Genomic DNA, 18,777 nt, shown 5'->3' on the forward strand with positions numbered 1-18,777 from the left:
CACAAACAAGCCAAGCACACGTACGCCCCTTACGTTATTCGAGGGGCGCCTTACCGAGAGCTTGTCACTTCACTCTTCAAAATTCGCCAACCACTGCTCTGCCTGATCGTCACCAAGATTCGCCGCCTTGATAAGCGCTTCCTCGGCCTGACCATCTTGCCCCCAGCGATAAGCCAGCTGTCCATACTGCCGCCAGTCTTCCGCTTGCTGAGTGTTCTCAGCAAGCGCTCTCCAAGCGCTTAACGCCTTATCAACATGCCTAGCCTGCTGCCACGCCCCCGCCAGCAGCCGTAACGTTTCTTCATCACGCTCCAACACACCTTCTTGAATAGCCGCTTCCAAGTGCTCGCCTGCCCTAGCTGGCGTACCACCCGCTAAATGCAGACGAATTAACGTTAAGCGATCTTCAGTCGTGGTGAACTTCCCCAACTGCCATGCCATCTCCCACACGCCAGCCGCCACACCAGCCTGGCCTGCTTGCTGGGCAAGCCCTGCCGCCTGACGCCAAGCATCAGGCTCGCTCTGCGCATTCAAATCACCCACTAGCCAACCGAGAGCTTGCTCGTTTTGTCCCGCATTGCGTAACACCACCGTGGTTAGTGCCTGCTGCGCGTCAGTCAATCCACCTTTTTGCAGTAGCGGGAACAGCCATTCAGCGGCGTCATCCCAGCGCTCCACTTCCGCCAATAAGCGAATCAGTCGCCATGCCGATTCATCGTAGTGAGGACTGCCCTGGGATTGAGTGAGCCACTGCTCATATAGCGTGATGGCTTCAGTACGCTGGTTACCTGCGCGACGCAGCGACGCCTCATCACGCAGCCAGCGCAAAATTTGGCTGCTAGGCACGCTAGGGCGCTGCCGTGCGCTGGCTAACTCATCAGCTGCCGCAACGTGATCACCTTGACGCACCAACGCACTCGCAGCGAGCTGATGATAGAGCGCACTTGCCCACTGGTCCGCACGATTGCCGCCAGCGAGGCGCTCTGCCTGGGATCGCGCATGTCGCGTAATACGGTTGAGCACATCGCTATCAGCCTCGCCGCTGGGCTGCTCAGCTAATTGGCTTTGTAACCCATTAAGATCGCGAACAATGTCACCCGGCAGCGGTTCGTTCGCGTGCGCCATTACGCTTAGCGCGCTTAATACGACGATTCCCACCCAACGCTGCATACTCTTTCCTCGACTGGCATTTTCAATGGACTGACTCAACGAACCACTCCAACGAACCATTTCAACGAACCATTTCAACGAACTATCTCAACTGGAACTCAATGCGCTGCGTGGCGCGACGAAGCTGCTGACCGGGTTCGAACTGCCAGCGCGCGATCGCTTCGCGGGCTGCGTCTTCAAACACTCGCCTCGGCTGCGCCCGCGTGACGCGAATCGTGCCGTTATCGACACTACCATCTCGGCGAATAACAAACTCCACCTCAACAAAGCCCTCCATGCCCCGCCGCTGAGCACGCGGCGGATAAGAAGGATTCACGCGACTGGTCGGGGCAACTTGCCCGACACTGACAGGCTCATTCGATGGCGCAGGAGAAGGCGCTGCCGTTTCTGCTGGTTGTGGCGCAGGGTCAGGTTGCGGCGCTGGTCGTGGAGACGGCTTCGGCGCGGGCTGTGGGGTGGGCTCGGGAGTAATCTCAGTCAGCTCTGGTAACTCACTTTCCAGCTCAACCGGTTCCACTGGCTCTTCAGGAAGCTCTACCTCAGGTAACGCAATCGTACTCTCAGCGATAGGTGCCGGCGCTGGCATAGGCATCGGCGGCGGTGTTACTGGCGCCGCCTCTGAAGGCGCAGGCGGCGCCTCCTGCTCTGGCGCCATCTCTGGCGCTTCTATCATGGTCATCGACATGGTCATGATCGGCGTCTCAGGCGAGCGCTCCGGGGGCGTTACCAGTAGCGCTAACATCCAGAACAAACCAACGGCTAAGGCAATGCCGCCCAGTATCGAGAGAACATGACGAATCATGGTGCACTCCGGCTCGCTGCCACGGCGATCTGGTCAACACCCGCCTGCTTGAGGCGATCCATCACTTCAATCAACAAGCCAGTCGTGGATTCCCGGTCGGCCTGGATAACAACGGAGCCATCATCACTCAACATGCCGGCGACCTGCTGGCCAATACGATGCACATCAACTGGCTTTCCATCGACCCAAACAGCTCCCTCCGGCGTCACAGCAATCAGCACCTGTGCATCGGGGCGCGGGCTAGCTGCTGCCGCTTCGGGGCGTTCAATCTCAACACCGCTCTCTTTAATGAAGCTGGTCGTCACAATAAAGAAGATCAGCATGATAAAGACAACGTCCAGCATCGGCGTTAGGTTAACTTCATTACTATCAGCCGTGGTGTCTATGGAACGGCGTCTACGCATCATTCTCCTCCAAGGCACGGGCTAAGCGGTCGTGTAACCGCTGGTCTTCGCGACGAATCACGTGCTCTAAACGACTAATAAACAGCAACCCCACCACAGCAATTGCCATGCCGGTTAGCGTGGGCAGCGTGGCACGGGCAACACCGTCGGCCATGGCTCGCGCCTGATGAGTATCACTAAGAGAAAGGCTATCGAACACGGTAATCATACCGGTGACAGTACCCAGTAAGCCTAGCAGTGGGCATAACGCTACAAGCAGTTTGATCCAGGGCAACGGGCGGCGTAGCTTAGCAACCAGCGCCTCTGTCCAGACATTGCGTAGCGTGCGTGCACTCCAGCTACGGTGATCACTGCGTGCCGCCCAGCGACGAATCAGTTGGCGACGGGCACGCCGCCAACTAAAGCGGTAATACCACCAGCGCTCAATTGCCATCCCAAACACCAACACGGCAACGAATGCCAGCACCACTAAAACGGCACCACCGGCATCAAGCAGCCGCTCAACGGGCTCAAGCCAAAGAGGTAACGTGGGCATATTAGGTCACCGCTTGCGCATTAGCCGTCGACTGCGCTTCAAGATGGTCAGCTAAGGTGGCACTTGCTTCACCTTCAATGGCCTGGGTAATCAAGCGACTGCGACTCGCTAAGGCCGTCTGAGCAAATAGTAGCGGCACTGCTGTCACAAGCCCCAGCACCGTTGTTACCAGCGCCTGGCTGATACCACCCGCCATTAGCTGCGGGTCGCCGGTACCGAACACGGTAATCGCCTGGAAGGTGACAATCATGCCGGTCACGGTACCCAGCAGACCCAGTAGCGGCGCAACGGCTGCCAACAGCTTAACAATCGGCTGGCCACGCTCGATACGCGGCAGTTCAGCCAACACTGACTCATCTAACCTCGCTTCCAGTGCTTCCGGTGTTTGGTGCTTATCCAACTCCTGGAAACGCTGAAGCACGCGACCCAGCGGGTTATTAGCATTCGGTTGATCCAGCGTCTTACGCTGACGTCGCACCCGCGCACTGACGACGACCAGGTAAAGATACTGCGCCAATGCCACTAATAGGCCAAAACCACCCAGCGCGACCACGACGTAACCGACATAACCACCCTGTTGGAATCGCTCCCAAAGACTTGGCTGTTGAGCGAGAGCTTGCAGCACGCTGCCTTGGGTAGGATCAATGGCAAATACACGGCTTTCACCTTGATGATAGGCCGCCAGCACATCGCTGATTTCAGCAGGAGTATGCGGCACTTCCGCCAAGCCACCATCATCTTGGCCTTTGCTGAGCAACGCTGTGTCAGTAAACGCTGCAAAATCACCCAAGCGCACAACGCTTCTCGATTCAATCTCGCCACTGGCATCGGCCACCGGTAATTCAAGGCGCTCGGCACGCCCAGTGCTCAGCGTTAGCATCGCTAAACTGTCCACGACAGTTTCGATTTGTTGACGCTCCAGCACCTCGATCTCATTGAGACGCGGTGGTAATGCATCAGCATCCAGCGTTAACCAGCTGTCACCACCTAGCTCGTTACGCACCTCTTCGCTGTGCCGTGACAGATCCGCCAACAGCGAGGTGAGCGCTTCGCCCTGCTCTTCCTGGCGTGCGGCCAGCGCTTGAGCCTGCTGCGCTTGTTCCTGCTGTTGCGCAGCTAATGCGACTTGCTGTTCTTCTGCAGCTTGATGCTCAGCCCGCGCCTCTGCTAGCGCTTCATCCAGTGCCTCTTGATCTTCAAGGAACGACTGCAAGCGCGCTTGGTCACGCGCCTCAGCGGCTTCGCGAGCTTCACGCAACGAACCAACGCTGTCAGTTTGCGCCATTGCCATACTGCCGCCCAGAAGGCTTGCCAGTAATGCAAAACAGATTATGCTTCTGCGCGCCGCGCCTCGCTGGCGTGTTAACAGACTCATTGCTGGCCCCCTGCGTGGTCGTTAGCAATAATGGAAAGCGGTAGACGCAGCAGCTCTGGCGTGCGCTGATCGTCAGCAATACGTAGACCGTTACGCACCTCGCGGCGGGCGCTTTCATCAAGCGCCTGCCACTCACCGCTCGCCTTATCCCACACGCCCCCTTCTCGACCATCAGGGGTTAGGTAATAAAAGCCGATTCGGCCAATGCGCAAATAGTCCACTTCACGCGGATTACCTTCTGCTAATTGCAAACGACCACGCCAGCTATCCACTTCACGGCCATACGCTAACTCGGCACGCCAAGCTTCCAGCAAATTGGCAATCCGCGCCGCACTTTCTGACGGTTGCTGCTCAGTGGGTTGAACACGCGCCAAACGCTCGGTTTTCAGAAACGGCAGGTCAGACTCGATCCAACTGATTAGCTGCTCAGTCATGTCCTGCTCAACAGCAGGCAGAGCGGCGCGCGTGTCGCTCAACGTATCGAGCGCCTGGCCAAGGCGCTGCAGACGCTCGGCTTCACTGGCCAGACGACCACTTAAAGCAGCATTGGATGTTTCCATCTGGCGGGTTTCCCGCTCTAGGCGGCGCAGCTCTTCAATCGCTGAACGCGTGGCGTCATCAGCCTCATCAATTTGCTGCTGAAGTGCGGACTGCGCTTGCTGGGCCTCGACACTCTGGGCCGCTTGATCGACTGTCTCATCACTTGCCATTAGCGTACCGCTGACCAGCACTCCGGCAAGCCAGCCTCCATGCAAGGCAAAGAAAGGCCTTTTCAGCACGTTACGTCTCCGTTACTGATTAGCACGTCGCCATTAACGGCGCGCTAGAAACTCATTAGGTATAATGAACGATTTGCGTTTCGTTTAAGCAGTGCATAGCCTAACACTAATAGAATAAATGACAATATTTATCATTAGCATTCAATGGTGTTTCGCTGCTGACCGTCACTCCACCATAAAAAAGGGCGCCAAGTGGCGCCCTTCAGTAAAAACACAGGTTCAGTAAAAATACAGGAAAAGCGTTTCTAAGCAGCAACCACAACATGCTGCTTGGTCAACGGCGCCAACGGCAGCTTTAATGCCTCTTCGCGGGTTACCCAAATCGTTTCAGCAATCTCTGCCCCAGCATGGACAGGCTGATCAATCATCAGACTGAACAACTGCGCTTCAATAACTGTATCAGGCTCATTGGCTGCTAAAGCACGCTGCATGCCCAAAGGAAGTAGCTGATCACCTGTTATACGTAAGCTAATTTCTTCCTCTAACTCACGGCAGAGTGCCGCTATGGCTTCCTCTCCCTGCTCAATTTTACCGCCTGGCTGCATAAAAAATCGCGTGCCCTGCTTGCGTACTAATAGCAAGCGCCCTGAAGAGTCGCTCACGACTGCCGCTGCTATTTTCAGCAAATTCTGCGCCTTATCAGTATTGCCCGGCACTGCTCCCTCCTTGCCTCATCAAGCTATCAATGACGTTGAAAAGCCGCCAACGATAAGCTTAAAACGCCCAGTCGTCGTCTTCGGTGGCAACAGCCTTACCAATCACATAGGAAGAACCAGAACCGGAGAAGAAGTCGTGGTTTTCATCCGCACTCGGAGAAAGCGCGGCCATAATGGTTGGGTCGACGTCGGTGACGCTGCTGGGGAACAACGGTTCAAACCCGAGGTTCATCAGCGCTTTATTGGCGTTGTAGTGAAGGAATTTCTTCACGTCTTCCGTTAAGCCCACCTCATCATAGAGCGATTCAGTGTAGCGCACTTCGTTGTCGTAAAGTTCTAGCAGCAGCTCATAAGCGTAATCTTTCACTTCTTGCTGGCGCTCGGGCGTGGCTTCTGCCAGCGCTTGCTGGAACTTGTAGCCAATGTAGTAGCCGTGCACGGCTTCATCGCGAATGATCAAACGAATCAGATCAGCCGTGTTAGTCAGCTTGGCGTGGCTCGACCAGTACATCGGCAGGTAGAAACCCGAGTAGAACAGAAATGACTCAAGGAAGACGCTAGCCACTTTACGCATTAACGGATCGTCGGAGCGGTAACGCTCAAGGATCAATTCAGACTTCGCCTGCAGCGTCGGGTTTTCTTCACTCCAGCGAAACGCATCATCTACATCCCGCGTCGCGCACAGTGTTGAGAAAATCGAGCTGTAAGAGCGCGCATGCACCGACTCCATAAAGGCAATATTGGTATAAACCGCCTCTTCATGGGGCGTGCGTGCATCTTCCATTAATACCGGCGCTCCCACGCTGCTCTGGATCGTATCGAGCAGCGTCAGGCCAGTGAACACACGAATCGTCAGCTGTTTTTCCTGCTGTGTCAGCGTATTCCACGATTGAATATCGTTGGAGAGCGGCACTTTTTCTGGCAGCCAGAAATTGCTGGTCAGACGGTTCCACACTTCCAGGTCTTTATCATCCTGAAGGCGGTTCCAGTTGATCGCATCGACCCGCGATAAGCGTTGCATAGTGGTCATCAGAATTCTCTCACCAACATGATCTAATAAAAGCGATATACGATTACAGCGAGCAGGAGACGCAGCCTTCTACTTCCGTACCTTCAAGCGCGCTCTGGCGTAAACGGATGTAGTAAAGCGTCTTGATGCCCTTACGCCACGCGTAAATTTGCGCTTTGTTGATATCCCGCGTGGTGGCGGTATCAGGGAAGAACAGCGTCAACGACAGCCCCTGATCAACGTGTTTAGACGCTTCAGCATAGGTATCGATAATTTTCTCAGGGCCAATTTCATAGGCATCCTGGAAATAATCGAAGTTCGCCTCATTCAAGAATGGCGCCGGATAATAAACACGCCCCAGCTTGCCTTCTTTACGGATCTCAATTCTCGCTGCCACCGGGTGAATACTCGAGGTGGAGTGGTTGATATATGAGATAGAACCCGTTGGCGGCACCGCCTGCAGGTTACGGTTATACAGCCCGTGCGCCATTACCGATGCCTTTAGCGCCTGCCACTCTTCCTGGGTAGGCAGCGCAATACCGCTACGCTCGAACAAATGACGCACTTTCTCAGTTTTCGGCAGCCACGCTTGATCGGTGTACTTATCAAAGAAAGCGCCCGATGCGTAGGTGGAGTCTTCAAACCCTGCAAAAGCTTCACTGTGTTCGATCGCCAGCTGGCTAGACGCACGAATCGCATGGAATGCCACGCAGTAGAAGTAGAGATTGGTAAAGTCCAAGCCCTCTTCCGAACCATAATAAATGTGTTCGCGCGCCAGGAAACCGTGCAGGTTCATTTGCCCGAGGCCAATGGCGCGAGACTTGGCGTTACCTTCAGCAATGGAAGGTACACTGCGCAGGTTGCTCATCTCAGAAACCGCGGTCAAACCACGAATGGCAATCTCAACGCTGGTGCCAATATCGCCTGAGTCCATCACTTTAGCGATGTTCATCGAGCCAAGATTACAGGAGATGTCCTGACCGACCTGACGATAGCCAAGATCGTCATCATATTCGGTGGGCGTATTCACCTGGAGAATTTCAGAGCAAAGGTTGCTCATATTGATACGACCGGCAATCGGGTTCGCACGGTTAACCGTATCTTCAAACATGATGTACGGATAGCCCGATTCGAACTGTAGCTCGGCCAGGGTTTGGAAGAATGCACGCGCATTGATCTTGTGCTTACGAATACGCGCATCCGCGACCATTTCATGGTACTTCTCGGTCACGCTGATATCCCCAAACGGCACGCCATAAACCCGTTCAACATCGTAGGGCGAGAACAGGTACATATCGTCGTTGCGCTTGGCCAGCTCAAAGGTAATGTCCGGAATCGTTACGCCCAGCGACAGCGTTTTAATGCGGATTTTTTCATCGGCATTTTCACGCTTAGTGTCGAGAAAACTCAGAATATCCGGGTGGTGAGCATTTAAATAAACCGCACCGGCGCCCTGGCGCGCACCTAACTGATTAGCGTAGGAGAAGGCATCTTCCAGCAGTTTCATAATCGGGATAATACCCGAGGACTGGTTCTCGATACGCTTAATGGGTGCGCCGGACTCACGGATATTAGTCAACAAGAAGGCAACACCGCCGCCGCGCTTAGAGAGCTGCAACGCGGAGTTAATCGAGCGACCAATCGACTCCATGTTGTCTTCAATACGCAGTAGGAAGCAGGAAACCAGCTCACCGCGCTGCTGTTTACCGCAGTTCAGGAAAGTCGGCGTAGCTGGCTGAAAACGACCGCTAATAACTTCATCAACCAGTGACTTGGCCAATGCCTCATCGCCACGCGCCAGCGTCAACGCCACCATGCAGACACGGTCTTCATAACGCTCAAGGTAACGCTTACCGTCGAACGTTTTCAGCGTGTAGCTGGTGTAATACTTGAAAGCGCCCAAGAAGCTCGGAAAACGGAATTTATAGGCGTATGCCTGCTCAAACAGCGCCTTAATAAAGGCAAAGCTGTACTGGGCCAGCATTTCTGCCTCGTAGTACTGCTCTTCCACTAGGTAATCGAGCTTCTCTTCCAACGAGTGGAAGAACACGGTGTTTTGATTAACGTGCTGCAGGAAATACTGGCGGGCGGCTTCGCGATCTTTATCGAGCTGCAATTCACCGTTGGCACCGTATAGATTCAACATCGCGTTCAGCGCATGGTAATCCAGGGTACGCGCCTCGGACACCCCCGCAGTAGGCCGTTTTGTTTCTGCCGAGTTTTTTGTAGCGCCATTGTTAGCGGCTACGTTGCTAGAGACTGAGCTTGACGTTTCCAAAACTCTTCTACTCCTTTGCGGACCTTGGCGACATCGTCGTCGGTGCCAAACAGTTCAAATCGATAAAGCAGCGGCACTTGGCACTTTTGAGCAATAATTCGCCCTGCCAATCCGTATGCCTCACCAAAATTCGTATTACCAGCGGCAATAACACCTCTAAGGAGGTGCCGATTGTGCTCATCATTTAAAAATCGAATCACCTGCCCCGGCACTGCCCCTTCGGCATAGCCGCCACCATAGGTAGGTGTCACTAATATGTAGGGCTGCTCTACGCGTGGCGTTGGTTCTTCACGGTTTAGTGGCAGCCGCTGGGCGCTTAAGCCAAGCTTTTGTATAAAACGGTGGGTATTGCCTGACTTAGTGGAAAAATAAACTAACGAACGATTACGCCCAGCTTCCACATCAGCGTTTTGCATAGCGACGTTTTACGCTAGTGCTTGAATGCGGTCAGGACGAAAACCAGACCAATGATCCTCACCCGCAACCACGACGGGTAACTGACGATAACCCAGCGCTTCCACTTCTTCCTGGGCACCGCTTTCAGCAGTGATATCGATAACGGTATATTCTAGGCCCTGCTTATCCAGTGCACGGTAGGTAGCAGTGCATTGAACACAAGCAGGCTTGCTATAAATTTGGATATCCATGGCTATTTTTTCCTTTTCATAGCGGTGTTTTTCGGGTAGAGCACATCTTGTGCTCGCCCTCTCTGGAAGACACAACGCATACTATATATAGACCATGAGAAAATCAATTCAAGCATATATGGTATTTTTTCATCCACAGGTTATTGACAGCTCGTACCCAATATCATACCCAGCAGCCTCTCAATAGCCGCCTAAAACGCCTTTCCCCGAACCACCCCAGGAACGCTCTCAATAGCCCTCATTAGGGTCATCACAAGAGCTGTTTCAGAAACAGCTGAACCTTCTCCCAAAAACAAAAAAAACCGCTTCCCAATGGAAGCGGTTTTTTCCAAGGCGCCAACTAGCTTGGCGCCTTTCTCACAGCGTGTGAGTTTAGGCGATAGCCGCCTGATAACGACGCTCAACATCTTCCCAATTAACGACGTTAAAAAAGGCTGCTACGTAATCAGGACGCTTGTTCTGGAACTTCAGGTAGTATGCGTGCTCCCAAACGTCCAGACCCAATACCGGCGTGTTGCCATGCATTAGCGGGCTGTCTTGGTTCAGGGTGTTTTCAACAACCAGCTTTTTCTCAGGTGTCACGGAGAGCCATGCCCAACCGCTACCAAAGCGACCCAGCGCTGCTGCCTTGAACGCTTCCTTGAACGCGTCAAGACCGCCTAGCTCGGCTTCAATCGCTTTTGCTACATCACCCTGAGGCTGGCCGCCGCCATTAGGTGACATCATTTGCCAGAACATAGAGTGGTTGGCATGGCCGCCGCCGTGATTAATAACGGCTTGACGCTTCTCTTCAGGTACACGATCAAGATTGGCAACCAGCTCTTCTACCGGCACGTCTTCAAGGCCTGTGCCTTCAAGCGCAGCATTCAAACTAGTGACGTAAGTGTTGTGGTGACGAGAGTGGTGAATCTCCATCGTCATCGCATCGATATGCGGCTCAAGTGCGTCATAAGCGTACGGTAATTCTGGAAGTGTATGTGCCATGCTAACTTCTCCTTAAGTGGCTTTTGTTACGTTCACTTAACTAGGTGTGGTCTTACCCCACCTTTTTCAACCATCACGGCTATAATTAATTACCGTGAGCAGCGATTATTGATAACCGATACGTTTTATACCCCAGTACCTTAGTCAACTATTGGCAGTTTATCGAATTCGTCGCCAATAAAAAAGCCGACTTCTGGTGAAGTCGGCTTTTAGCCAGTTTAGATTCAGTGGCTTATAGCTTGCTTTCAAGCTCCGGCAGAACCTCGAAGAGATCGCCCACCAAGCCGTAATCGGCGACTTGGAAGATTGGCGCTTCTTCGTCTTTGTTGATCGCAACAATGACTTTGGAGTCTTTCATGCCCGCCAAGTGCTGAATAGCGCCAGAAATACCCACGGCAATATACAGCTCAGGGGCCACAATCTTACCGGTTTGGCCAACCTGCATATCATTGGGCACAAAGCCTGCGTCTACGGCCGCTCGTGATGCACCAATGGCAGCACCCAGCTTGTCAGCAATGCCGTCAAGCAGCTTAAAGTTTTCGCCGTTGCCCATACCACGACCACCAGACACCACGACTTTAGCACCGCCAAGTTCAGGGCGGTCGGATTGCGCCAGCTCTTGCTTAACAAAGCTAGACTGACCATTTTCAACCACTACGTCTACCGCTTCGACAGAGGCGCTACCCGTGCTCTCGACCGCATCAAACGCGGTGGTACGCACGGTCATCACTTTCAGCGCGTCGTCGCTTTTTACTGTGGCGATGGCGTTGCCCGCATAGATGGGACGCAGGAAAGTGTCAGCACTTTCAACGCCAATCACGTCGGACAGCTGGCTAACATCTTTTAAGGCAGCCAAACGCGGCAGTACGTTTTTGCCGGTGGTAGAGGCGCTAGCCAAAACGTGGGTATAGTCGCCAGCCAATTCAACCAATAGCGCGCCCATTGGCTCGGCAAGCTGATGGGCGTAAACAGCGTTATCGGCAACGCGAACTTTATTGACGCCTTCAAGCTTTGCAGCAGCATCAGCCGCCGCCTGAACGCCTTCACCGGCCACCAGCACGTCAATGTCACCACCAATCGCCTTGGCAGCAGCAACTACGTGAGCGGTTGCGCCCGCTAACTGACCTTCATGAAGGTCGGCAAGTACCAGAATGCTCATGAGATCAGCTCCTATTAAAGCACTTTGGCTTCGTTTTTCAGTTTGTCGATCAATTCATCTACCGAGGCGACTTTAACACCACCTTTGCGCTCTGCCGGGGACTCCACTTTGAGCAAGCTAACCTTAGAGGCCACTTCAACCCCGTAATCAGCGGGCGTTTTGGTATCCAGCGGCTTCTTCTTAGCCTTCATGATGTCGGGCAGCTTCGCGTAACGCGGCTCGTTCAAACGCAAATCGGTGGTAACGATAGCGGGCAGAGAGAGCGCTACGGTTTGCAGACCACCATCGATCTCGCGAGTAACATTCACCTTGTCACCGTCAACAGCAACCTCAGAGGCAAAAGTACCTTGGGGTAGATTGGTCAACGCGGCCAGCATTTGCCCCGTTTGATTGTTGTCGGTATCGATGGCCTGCTTACCAAGAATCACTAAGCCAGGTTGCTCTTCGTCAACAACCTTAGCTAGCAACTTAGCCACCGCAAGCGACTCAACGCGCTCGTCGGTTTCAATATGAATAGCACGGTCTGCCCCAAGCGCTAGCGCGGTGCGCAACTGCTCTTGAGCCGCCTTGGGGCCAACGGTAACGGCCACGACTTCTGTCGCAACACCTTTCTCTTTGAGGCGCACCGCTTCTTCTACGGCAATTTCGCAGAAGGGGTTCATCGCCATTTTGACGTTGGTAAGATCAACGTCAGAGTTGTCCGCTTTCACGCGGATTTTGACGTTATAGTCGATGACGCGTTTAACCGCGACGAGTACTTTCATAGATTCCTCGCTTGGCTTGTGATGGAAGCCGTTAGCTTGTCTCAGCATCGTACCAACTGATGCTTCTAAAATAGGGGCGACGTGTATTTAAATACGCCACCTTAAAAAATTCATGCAAGCGTTTGATAGGTCTGTAAATGAAAAACCCTATCAATTTGCCACAACCTAGTGACTAGCGACAACACTGATTGACTACGGCCTTGGTCGTAGCAGCGATGCAAACTCCATGGATAAATGGTGCTTTTGCCATCGTAGGGGTGACCTTACAGGGGTATTATGCCTATCATGGGGCATAACCAGAAGCAAACGACCGTTTAAAATTAAGGCCATCTTTTTATAAGCTAGTTCTCATAACGCTCATTTGACGTTTGTACAGGCTAGTTTTGGTAAATAATGGCTCTTATGAGAATAAGGAGAAGCCGGGTGGAAAATGTTGAACGCGATGTCATGGACTTCGATGTAGTCATTGTCGGGGCTGGCCCCTCTGGTCTAGCTTCCGCTTGCCGTCTGATGCAACAGGCAAATCAAGCGGAACAAGAGCTGACGGTTTGTGTCGTCGAAAAAGGCTCCGAAGTCGGCGCCCATATCCTTTCTGGTGCTGTCTTTGAGCCCCGCGCGCTGGCAGAGCTATTTCCTGATTGGGAAGAGCGCGGCGCACCGCTTAACACACCTGCCGTTCGTGACGATGTTTATCTATTAAAAGATGCTCAAAAAGCGCAAAAAATCCCTAATGCGCTAGTGCCAAAAAGCATGCATAACACTGGCGGCGAGCTTAATCGCTATGTGATTAGCGCAGGCAACCTATGCCGCTGGTTGGCAGAGCAAGCCGAGTCCCTTGGGGTGGAAATATTCCCTGGTTTTGCTGCCCAGGACGTGATTATCGAAGATGATGCAGTACGCGGCATCCTCATTGGTGACATGGGTGTTAGCGCAGATGGCACTCCTAAAGATGGCCATATGCCAGGCATGGAGCTGCGCGCGAAATACACACTATTTGCCGAAGGTGCCCGCGGCCACTTGGGTAAACGGTTAATCAAAGAGTTCTCACTAGATGCTGGTCGTGACCCACAGCACTATGGGATTGGCTTGAAAGAACTGTGGGATGTTCCCGCCGACAAACACGAACCCGGACTTGTGCTTCATGGCTCGGGCTGGCCGCTTGAAAAAGACACTCACGGCGGCTGGTTCCTTTACCACGCGGAAAATCAGCAGGTCGTCGTTGGCCTCATTATGGATCTTGGTTATAAGAACCCCTGGCTGTCACCTTTTGATGAATTCCAGCGTATGAAGCATCACCCGGTGCTTAGCCAATATTTAGAAGGCGGCAAACGGGTTGCTTATGGTGCGCGCGCCATTACCAAAGGCGGCTTTAACTGCCTACCGAAAATGACTTTCCCGGGTGGCCTGTTGATTGGCTGCGATGCGGGCACGCTGAACTTTTCCAAAATCAAAGGCCTGCACACAGCGATGAAATCTGGCATGGTCGCTGCAGAAAGCGTCTTTGAAGCCATTAAGGGGGGTGATGAAGGTGCTCAGGAGCTAAGTAGCTTCACTGAGAAATGGCAAGCCAGTTGGGCCTATGAAGAGCTGAAAGAGAGCGCGAGCTTTGGCCCTGCTATGCATAAATATGGCACGGTAGGCGGCGGTGCTTACAACTTCGTCAATCAACTGCTGGGCAATAAGCTACCCAATGTTCATGACACCACCACCGACCACGGCGTGCTGAAGCCTGCTGCTGAGTTCGAAAAAATTACTTATCCGAAGCCCGATGGCAAATTGTCGTTTGATAAATCGACTTCCGTCTTTTTGTCCAACACCAACCACGAAGAAGACCAGCCCTGCCATCTGCGCCTAGCAGATCCAGAGCTGCCGATTCGCGACAACCTGCCAACCTATGCAGAACCGGCCCAACGCTACTGCCCTGCGGGGGTTTATGAAGTGGTGGAAGATGATCAAGGCAAGCCACGCTTCCAGATCAACTTTCAGAACTGCGTGCACTGCAAAACCTGCGATATTAAAGACCCTGCCCAAAATATAACCTGGGTAGCACCAGAAGGCGGCGGCGGGCCTAACTATCCCAATATGTAACCATCCGACTATGTAATCCGCATCACTAGAGTGCCATACGGCGCGGCCAGTTACGCTGGCTGCGCCGGTGGCTCTAAGCACTCAATCGGCGCGCGTCGAGCAATGAGACGACGCCGACCCGCCTGTGCAAAGCGCACATCGATGACAGGATCGGAGGGGTTACCTTCTACCGAGGCCACCTCCCCTTCTCCAAACACGGCATGTATCAAGCGTTGTCCTGGGTAAAAGTGTGCATCAGCCTGATAACCTGCCGCTGCCTCATTGATCTGCGGCGCTGCCAGCTCAATATCCGTTCGCCCTAAGCGCTCAAGATAGCGCTTCACCAAGCTCGGCGATGTTACCTGCACAGCCGTTGCGGGTGTATCTTGGCGCGACAAACATGACGCTACCCGCAAACTATCCTGCCAGGCGCTTTCCGCAATAAAGCGACTAGGCCGATGAACACCACCATCATGCAACACCAGCAGTTGCTCTTGAGCCCGTGTAATCGCCACGTAAAACAGTCGTCGCTCTTCTTCTAACCTCTCATCATTGAGCGGATTGTCTCGACTGTAGTGCGGAAAGTCCTCTTCGTTCACCCCGGCAACGGCGACCAACGGCCACTCTAGACCCTTCGCTCCGTGAACCGTGCTAATCAGAACACCGCCAGCCTGGTTCTCCACTGGACGCTCGAGCAGTTCGATAAACGCATCTGGATCTTTCACGCTATCGGCCTGCTCGATAAGCACATCCAATAGACGAACGTCCTCTTCGCCCTTATCGCGCCTTGCCGCTGCTCGCTTTAAGGTTTTTTCCGCTTCGATCGTTTCCACCACATGACTCAGCAGCTTTGCAGGCGGCCAACCACTTAATTTGGGCAGCTCACATAGCAGCGCCCAGCGTTTTTTGAGCGTGCGGCGCTGCAGCGGCTTTAGAGAGGTTAGTACCGGTTCGTGGCGCTCAGGCCAGCGTTGGGTGCCGGCCAGCTGATAGGCAAGCTGCTGAAGCCGCTCACGGGCAACAAAAGGCGTTGGCTGAGAGAGCAAAAGCAAGAGTTGCTCTGGGTCGTGCAGCAGCTCTGGCTGGCGAGACAGTTTCAAATAGCCAGCCAATGCCTGCACGAGAGGGAGTCGGAAAACGAAACGATCTTCTCGTTGAAGACGAAATGGAATACCTGCCTGCAGTAACGCCAACTGAAATGGCACCGAAAGCGCCCAACTACGCACCAGCAGACTAACATCGCTCAACGCGCGCCCCTGCGCTTGCCAATCGACTAAGGCATCAAGCAGCAGTCGGCTGCCCTGGCCGACAGATATATGGGTCTCAGGATTATTAGCATCTGCCAAACAGAGCTGGTCTGGTCGGCGCTGATTAGCCATGATGGCATGGTTTGCGGTCAGCGCCAGCGCGTGGCCATGACGAAACGTGATAGAGAGCGGGTAGTTTGTGGCGCTGCCAAACGTGGCGGTAAAGTTTTCCAGCATGGTGTCAGGGCGTGCGCCCCGCCATTCGTAGATGCACTGATTCGCATCACCTACCGCCATCACATTGGCGCTGGAGCCCGCCAACACCGCCAGCAACCGCTGCTGGGCAGTATTAATATCCTGGTATTCATCAATGATCACATGATCAAGAAAACCTTCCACACGACTGCGCAAGGTCTGTTCGGCTTCTAACACTTGCAGGGGCCGATAGAGCAAGTCAGCGTAGGTCATGACGCCTTCAACGTGCAACAGCCGTTCAGCTTCATCAAATGCTCTGGGAAAGTAGTCAGTATCCGGCTCGTAATTAAGACGCTTGTAAAGTACATCGGCCGATAGCATTTCCGCTTTTACCAGCCCACAGAAGTGAGCAAGCGCTTCTAATCGATCACCTTCGATAGCCGCATCGCGACGCTCAACGGCATCGTGAAGCACATTCAGGCTTGCCTGACGTAACAGGCGCTCTAGCTGCCAATCAGCAGACAGCAGGCGCCTCGGTGCAAGCGCCCCCCAGCGACACAGACTCTGCGTCAACCGATGACCAAGGGAGTGAAAGGTGCGCACATCTGGCAATGGTTGCCCTTGAGGCGCCATGCTGATCAGGCGGCGTTGAAAATCGTCTCGGGCTGAGCGGTTAAACATCAGCACCAGCATACGCTTCGGCGATACACCAGACGCCAACAGGTGGAGCACCCTTGCCGCCATGGTGGTGGTCTTACCCGCCCCTGCAACAGCAGCTACGCGGGCATGCCCCTCGCGATGCTGGACAACGGCTTGCTGTTCAGCGGTTAACTTCACGTCACCTCGCCTGGCATCGCATCATTGGCATTAAACTGACCTAAGACATACCAAGATCCTGCGCTGTAGAGTCGGCATTGGCATTCGCCGTCGTCTGCCTCGCTCAGCGTGGCCTGCTCTACCAATCGATAATACACATTGCGATGCAAACGAGCCGCTAGCCCAAAGCGCACGGTACACTCAGGGGCAAGGACACCCTCAGGCGTTTTGGAGAGACTAAGCGGATGCTCTGCATCCACACGCACAACGTCATCGAATTGGGTCGTCAGCCACCAGGCATCATCGTGAAAATCTGCTTCTACCGCCACGAACGGGCAGTCAACCACGGTGACACGCCAACGCTCAACAGGCGTTACCAGGCAATAGCCATCGGCATCGCGGCGTAATAGGCTCGCTAACAACCGTGGTATGGCAAGGCGCTCAAACGGCTTTCCTTCATGCAGCCACGTGCCATCAGCCTGAATAACGATATCAATATCGCCACTAAGTGCTGGCTGCCACTGATCAACGGGGGGAATCGTCGCCGAACCGTTAAATTGCTGCATAAGCCGATCAATATTCATCGCTTACCTCCCAGGCTGTGCTTACAGCCACTTATACCACTAAACCGGACTGCGCCAACGCTTGCTTTACGTTATCAGGTGCATCGGGCACGGCAGCGCGGAACAGATGATAAAAATTGGCGGTGGTTTGCATCGCCACTTCATCAACGCTGATCCCGCGTTCTTTAGCGATACACTCTGCCACCTCAACCACCCAAGCGGGCTCGTTGGGCTTGCCACGATAAGGAACAGGCGCCAAATAAGGGCTATCGGTTTCAATCAGCAGCCGGTCAAGCGGCAGTTTTCTGGCCAGCTCTCTAAGCGACGCAGCATTGCGGAAGGTAATAATACCCGATAGCGAGATATAGAACCCAAGCCGCACAGCTTCACGCGCCATGTCTAAATCTTCAGTAAAGCAGTGTAATACGCCGCCTACCTCAGGATTCGTGTGCTCACGCAGCAACGCTAACGTGTCTTCTTTCGCTTCACGGGTATGAATAATCACCGGCAGCTCTAGCTCATTGGCTGCAATTAAATGGCGCTTAAACCGCTCGCTCTGAACCTCTACAGGCACGCTGTCCTGATAGTGATAATCCAACCCTGTTTCACCGATGGCGACGGCACCGTACTGTTCAGCAGCATCAACAATATCGCTTACGCTTGGCTCTTTCGGAGCCTGATGAAGCGGATGCAGTCCCGCCGAAATAACCACGTCGTGGTGCTCACGAGCGATTGCCGCCAACCCCGGCATCTCCTCAAGCGTCACCGCAACAGCTAAGAACTGGCTCACATTAGCAGCACGAGCAGCCGCCAGCGTTGCGGCAATATCACCGTCGTGGGTTAGCTCAGATAAACGGTCTAAATGGCAGTGGGAATCAACAAACATGCAGCTCTCTTAAATTCTCGTAAACAGGTGAAGGGCAGGCTTTGTTCAGTGTTATTGCGGTGCTAACTCGCGGCTATCAAAGCGTAAAGGACGGAGGTGCTTTATCTAATTGGCCAGCCAACAACGTTTCAATGCGATCACGTACTGAGTAGTCCTGCTGGCTGAAATGTACCCCAATACCTGGCATTCGCTGTCCACTCACGCCCTCAGGAGAAATCCAAACAACATGGCCGGAGATAGAAAGACGTTCACTCTCTCCTGGCAGGGTCAGCAATAGATAAACCTGCTGTCCAAGTCGATAAAGCGCTTTAGTCGGGACAAAAATACCGCCTCTATCTAGAAAAGGCATATACGCGGAAAGTAACGTCGGTATATCCGGCATTGTCAAAGAAAGCGCTTTTTGAACCGTCATAACAGCCTCCTTGGCAACAACCCTATGGC

Annotated in this window: 19 protein-coding genes; 1 reads left to right on the plus strand and 18 read right to left on the minus strand. The window is 53.6% G+C overall.

The genetic code is table 11. The features are described from left to right. Positions 1–69 precede the first annotated feature (69 nt). The 14 genes from NF683_RS19140 to NF683_RS19205 form a co-directional block, all read right to left on the minus strand. Entirely contained in the window at positions 70–1,209 is a 1,140-nt protein-coding gene (locus NF683_RS19140) for a hypothetical protein (RefSeq protein WP_342760366.1), read from the minus strand. Positions 1,210–1,252: 43 nt separating this feature from the next. Beyond that, the gene (locus NF683_RS19145) at positions 1,253–1,972 is read right to left on the minus strand and encodes an energy transducer TonB (RefSeq protein WP_253920747.1); all 720 of its coding nucleotides are present in this window, start codon (positions 1,970–1,972) and stop codon (positions 1,253–1,255) included. Next, positions 1,969–2,376 (minus strand): ExbD/TolR family protein, encoded by a 408-nt coding sequence (locus NF683_RS19150; RefSeq protein WP_038485222.1) that lies wholly within the window; start codon positions 2,374–2,376, stop codon positions 1,969–1,971. Before NF683_RS19150 ends, NF683_RS19145 begins: the two co-directional genes overlap by 4 nt. Continuing rightward, entirely contained in the window at positions 2,369–2,911 is a 543-nt protein-coding gene (locus tag NF683_RS19155) for a MotA/TolQ/ExbB proton channel family protein (protein ID WP_089037770.1), read from the minus strand. The genes NF683_RS19150 and NF683_RS19155 overlap by 8 nt, the downstream gene beginning before the upstream one ends. 1 nt (position 2,912) lies before the next feature. Then, positions 2,913–4,286, minus strand: coding sequence for a MotA/TolQ/ExbB proton channel family protein (locus tag NF683_RS19160; protein ID WP_253920748.1), 1,374 nt, complete (start codon positions 4,284–4,286; stop codon positions 2,913–2,915). Continuing rightward, entirely contained in the window at positions 4,283–5,065 is a 783-nt protein-coding gene (locus NF683_RS19165; RefSeq protein ID WP_089037768.1) for a DUF3450 domain-containing protein, read from the minus strand. Before NF683_RS19165 ends, NF683_RS19160 begins: the two co-directional genes overlap by 4 nt. 245 nt (positions 5,066–5,310) lie before the next feature. Then, positions 5,311–5,721, minus strand: a complete 411-nt coding sequence (locus NF683_RS19170; protein ID WP_253920749.1) for an NUDIX hydrolase — start codon at positions 5,719–5,721, stop codon at positions 5,311–5,313. A gap of 58 nt (positions 5,722–5,779) precedes the next feature. Next, entirely contained in the window at positions 5,780–6,751 is a 972-nt protein-coding gene (gene nrdF, locus NF683_RS19175; RefSeq protein WP_038485235.1) for a class 1b ribonucleoside-diphosphate reductase subunit beta, read from the minus strand. A gap of 43 nt (positions 6,752–6,794) precedes the next feature. After that, positions 6,795–8,918, minus strand: coding sequence for a class 1b ribonucleoside-diphosphate reductase subunit alpha (gene nrdE / locus NF683_RS19180; RefSeq protein ID WP_342760378.1), 2,124 nt, complete (start codon positions 8,916–8,918; stop codon positions 6,795–6,797). A gap of 56 nt (positions 8,919–8,974) precedes the next feature. Beyond that, positions 8,975–9,424: a class Ib ribonucleoside-diphosphate reductase assembly flavoprotein NrdI gene (gene nrdI, locus NF683_RS19185; protein WP_089037766.1), complete on the minus strand. Its 450-nt coding sequence runs from the start codon at positions 9,422–9,424 to the stop codon at positions 8,975–8,977. Between the two features lie 9 nt (positions 9,425–9,433). Continuing rightward, positions 9,434–9,655, minus strand: a complete 222-nt coding sequence (nrdH, locus tag NF683_RS19190; RefSeq protein ID WP_009722061.1) for a glutaredoxin-like protein NrdH — start codon at positions 9,653–9,655, stop codon at positions 9,434–9,436. A 372-nt stretch (positions 9,656–10,027) separates the two neighbouring features. Continuing rightward, on the minus strand, positions 10,028–10,639 hold the full coding sequence (locus NF683_RS19195; RefSeq protein WP_089037765.1) for a superoxide dismutase: 612 nt from the start codon (positions 10,637–10,639) through the stop codon (positions 10,028–10,030). Positions 10,640–10,871: 232 nt separating this feature from the next. Next, a complete protein-coding gene (locus NF683_RS19200) occupies positions 10,872–11,798 on the minus strand; it encodes an electron transfer flavoprotein subunit alpha/FixB family protein (RefSeq protein WP_089037764.1) in 927 nt (308 codons plus the stop codon). 14 nt (positions 11,799–11,812) lie between these two features. Continuing rightward, positions 11,813–12,562 (minus strand): electron transfer flavoprotein subunit beta/FixA family protein, encoded by a 750-nt coding sequence (locus NF683_RS19205; RefSeq protein ID WP_038485245.1) that lies wholly within the window; start codon positions 12,560–12,562, stop codon positions 11,813–11,815. Positions 12,563–12,985: 423 nt separating this feature from the next. Between NF683_RS19205 and NF683_RS19210 the strand changes: the two genes are divergently transcribed. Then, complete coding sequence (locus NF683_RS19210; protein WP_089037763.1) at positions 12,986–14,650, plus strand: electron transfer flavoprotein-ubiquinone oxidoreductase; 1,665 nt, start codon at positions 12,986–12,988, stop codon at positions 14,648–14,650. A gap of 50 nt (positions 14,651–14,700) precedes the next feature. Here the strand turns inward: NF683_RS19210 and NF683_RS19215 are convergent, their stop codons facing one another. The 4 genes from NF683_RS19215 to NF683_RS19230 form a co-directional block, all read right to left on the minus strand. Then, a complete protein-coding gene (locus NF683_RS19215) occupies positions 14,701–16,908 on the minus strand; it encodes an ATP-dependent helicase (RefSeq protein ID WP_253920751.1) in 2,208 nt (735 codons plus the stop codon). Then, positions 16,905–17,471, minus strand: coding sequence for a DUF1285 domain-containing protein (locus NF683_RS19220; RefSeq protein WP_089037761.1), 567 nt, complete (start codon positions 17,469–17,471; stop codon positions 16,905–16,907). The genes NF683_RS19215 and NF683_RS19220 overlap by 4 nt, the downstream gene beginning before the upstream one ends. A gap of 31 nt (positions 17,472–17,502) precedes the next feature. Then, positions 17,503–18,336, minus strand: coding sequence for a TatD family hydrolase (locus NF683_RS19225; protein WP_089037760.1), 834 nt, complete (start codon positions 18,334–18,336; stop codon positions 17,503–17,505). 76 nt (positions 18,337–18,412) lie between these two features. Further along, positions 18,413–18,748 carry a PilZ domain-containing protein gene (locus NF683_RS19230; RefSeq protein ID WP_089037759.1) on the minus strand — a complete coding sequence of 112 codons (336 nt, stop codon included), beginning with the start codon at positions 18,746–18,748 and terminating at the stop codon, positions 18,413–18,415. Positions 18,749–18,777 lie beyond the last annotated feature (29 nt).

Origin of the sequence: Halomonas sp. MS1, from assembly GCF_024182575.1 — a bacterium.
In the GTDB taxonomy this organism is placed as follows: domain Bacteria; phylum Pseudomonadota; class Gammaproteobacteria; order Pseudomonadales; family Halomonadaceae; genus Vreelandella.

Excerpts from the sequence above, each read along its gene's own strand:
- NF683_RS19145 (WP_253920747.1), bottom strand. The coding sequence starts at position 1,972 with ATGATTCGTCATGTTCTCTCGATACTGGGCGGCATTGCCTTAGCCGTT.
- NF683_RS19150 (WP_038485222.1), bottom strand. The coding sequence starts at position 2,376 with ATGCGTAGACGCCGTTCCATAGACACCACGGCTGATAGTAATGAAGTT.
- NF683_RS19155 (WP_089037770.1), bottom strand. The coding sequence starts at position 2,911 with ATGCCCACGTTACCTCTTTGGCTTGAGCCCGTTGAGCGGCTGCTTGAT.
- NF683_RS19160 (WP_253920748.1), bottom strand. The coding sequence starts at position 4,286 with ATGAGTCTGTTAACACGCCAGCGAGGCGCGGCGCGCAGAAGCATAATC.
- nrdF (WP_038485235.1), bottom strand. The coding sequence starts at position 6,751 with ATGACCACTATGCAACGCTTATCGCGGGTCGATGCGATCAACTGGAAC.
- nrdI (WP_089037766.1), bottom strand. The coding sequence starts at position 9,424 with ATGCAAAACGCTGATGTGGAAGCTGGGCGTAATCGTTCGTTAGTTTAT.
- nrdH (WP_009722061.1), bottom strand. The coding sequence starts at position 9,655 with ATGGATATCCAAATTTATAGCAAGCCTGCTTGTGTTCAATGCACTGCT.
- NF683_RS19195 (WP_089037765.1), bottom strand. The coding sequence starts at position 10,639 with ATGGCACATACACTTCCAGAATTACCGTACGCTTATGACGCACTTGAG.
- NF683_RS19200 (WP_089037764.1), bottom strand. The coding sequence starts at position 11,798 with ATGAGCATTCTGGTACTTGCCGACCTTCATGAAGGTCAGTTAGCGGGC.
- NF683_RS19205 (WP_038485245.1), bottom strand. The coding sequence starts at position 12,562 with ATGAAAGTACTCGTCGCGGTTAAACGCGTCATCGACTATAACGTCAAA.
- NF683_RS19220 (WP_089037761.1), bottom strand. The coding sequence starts at position 17,471 with ATGAATATTGATCGGCTTATGCAGCAATTTAACGGTTCGGCGACGATT.
- NF683_RS19225 (WP_089037760.1), bottom strand. The coding sequence starts at position 18,336 with ATGTTTGTTGATTCCCACTGCCATTTAGACCGTTTATCTGAGCTAACC.
- NF683_RS19230 (WP_089037759.1), bottom strand. The coding sequence starts at position 18,748 with ATGACGGTTCAAAAAGCGCTTTCTTTGACAATGCCGGATATACCGACG.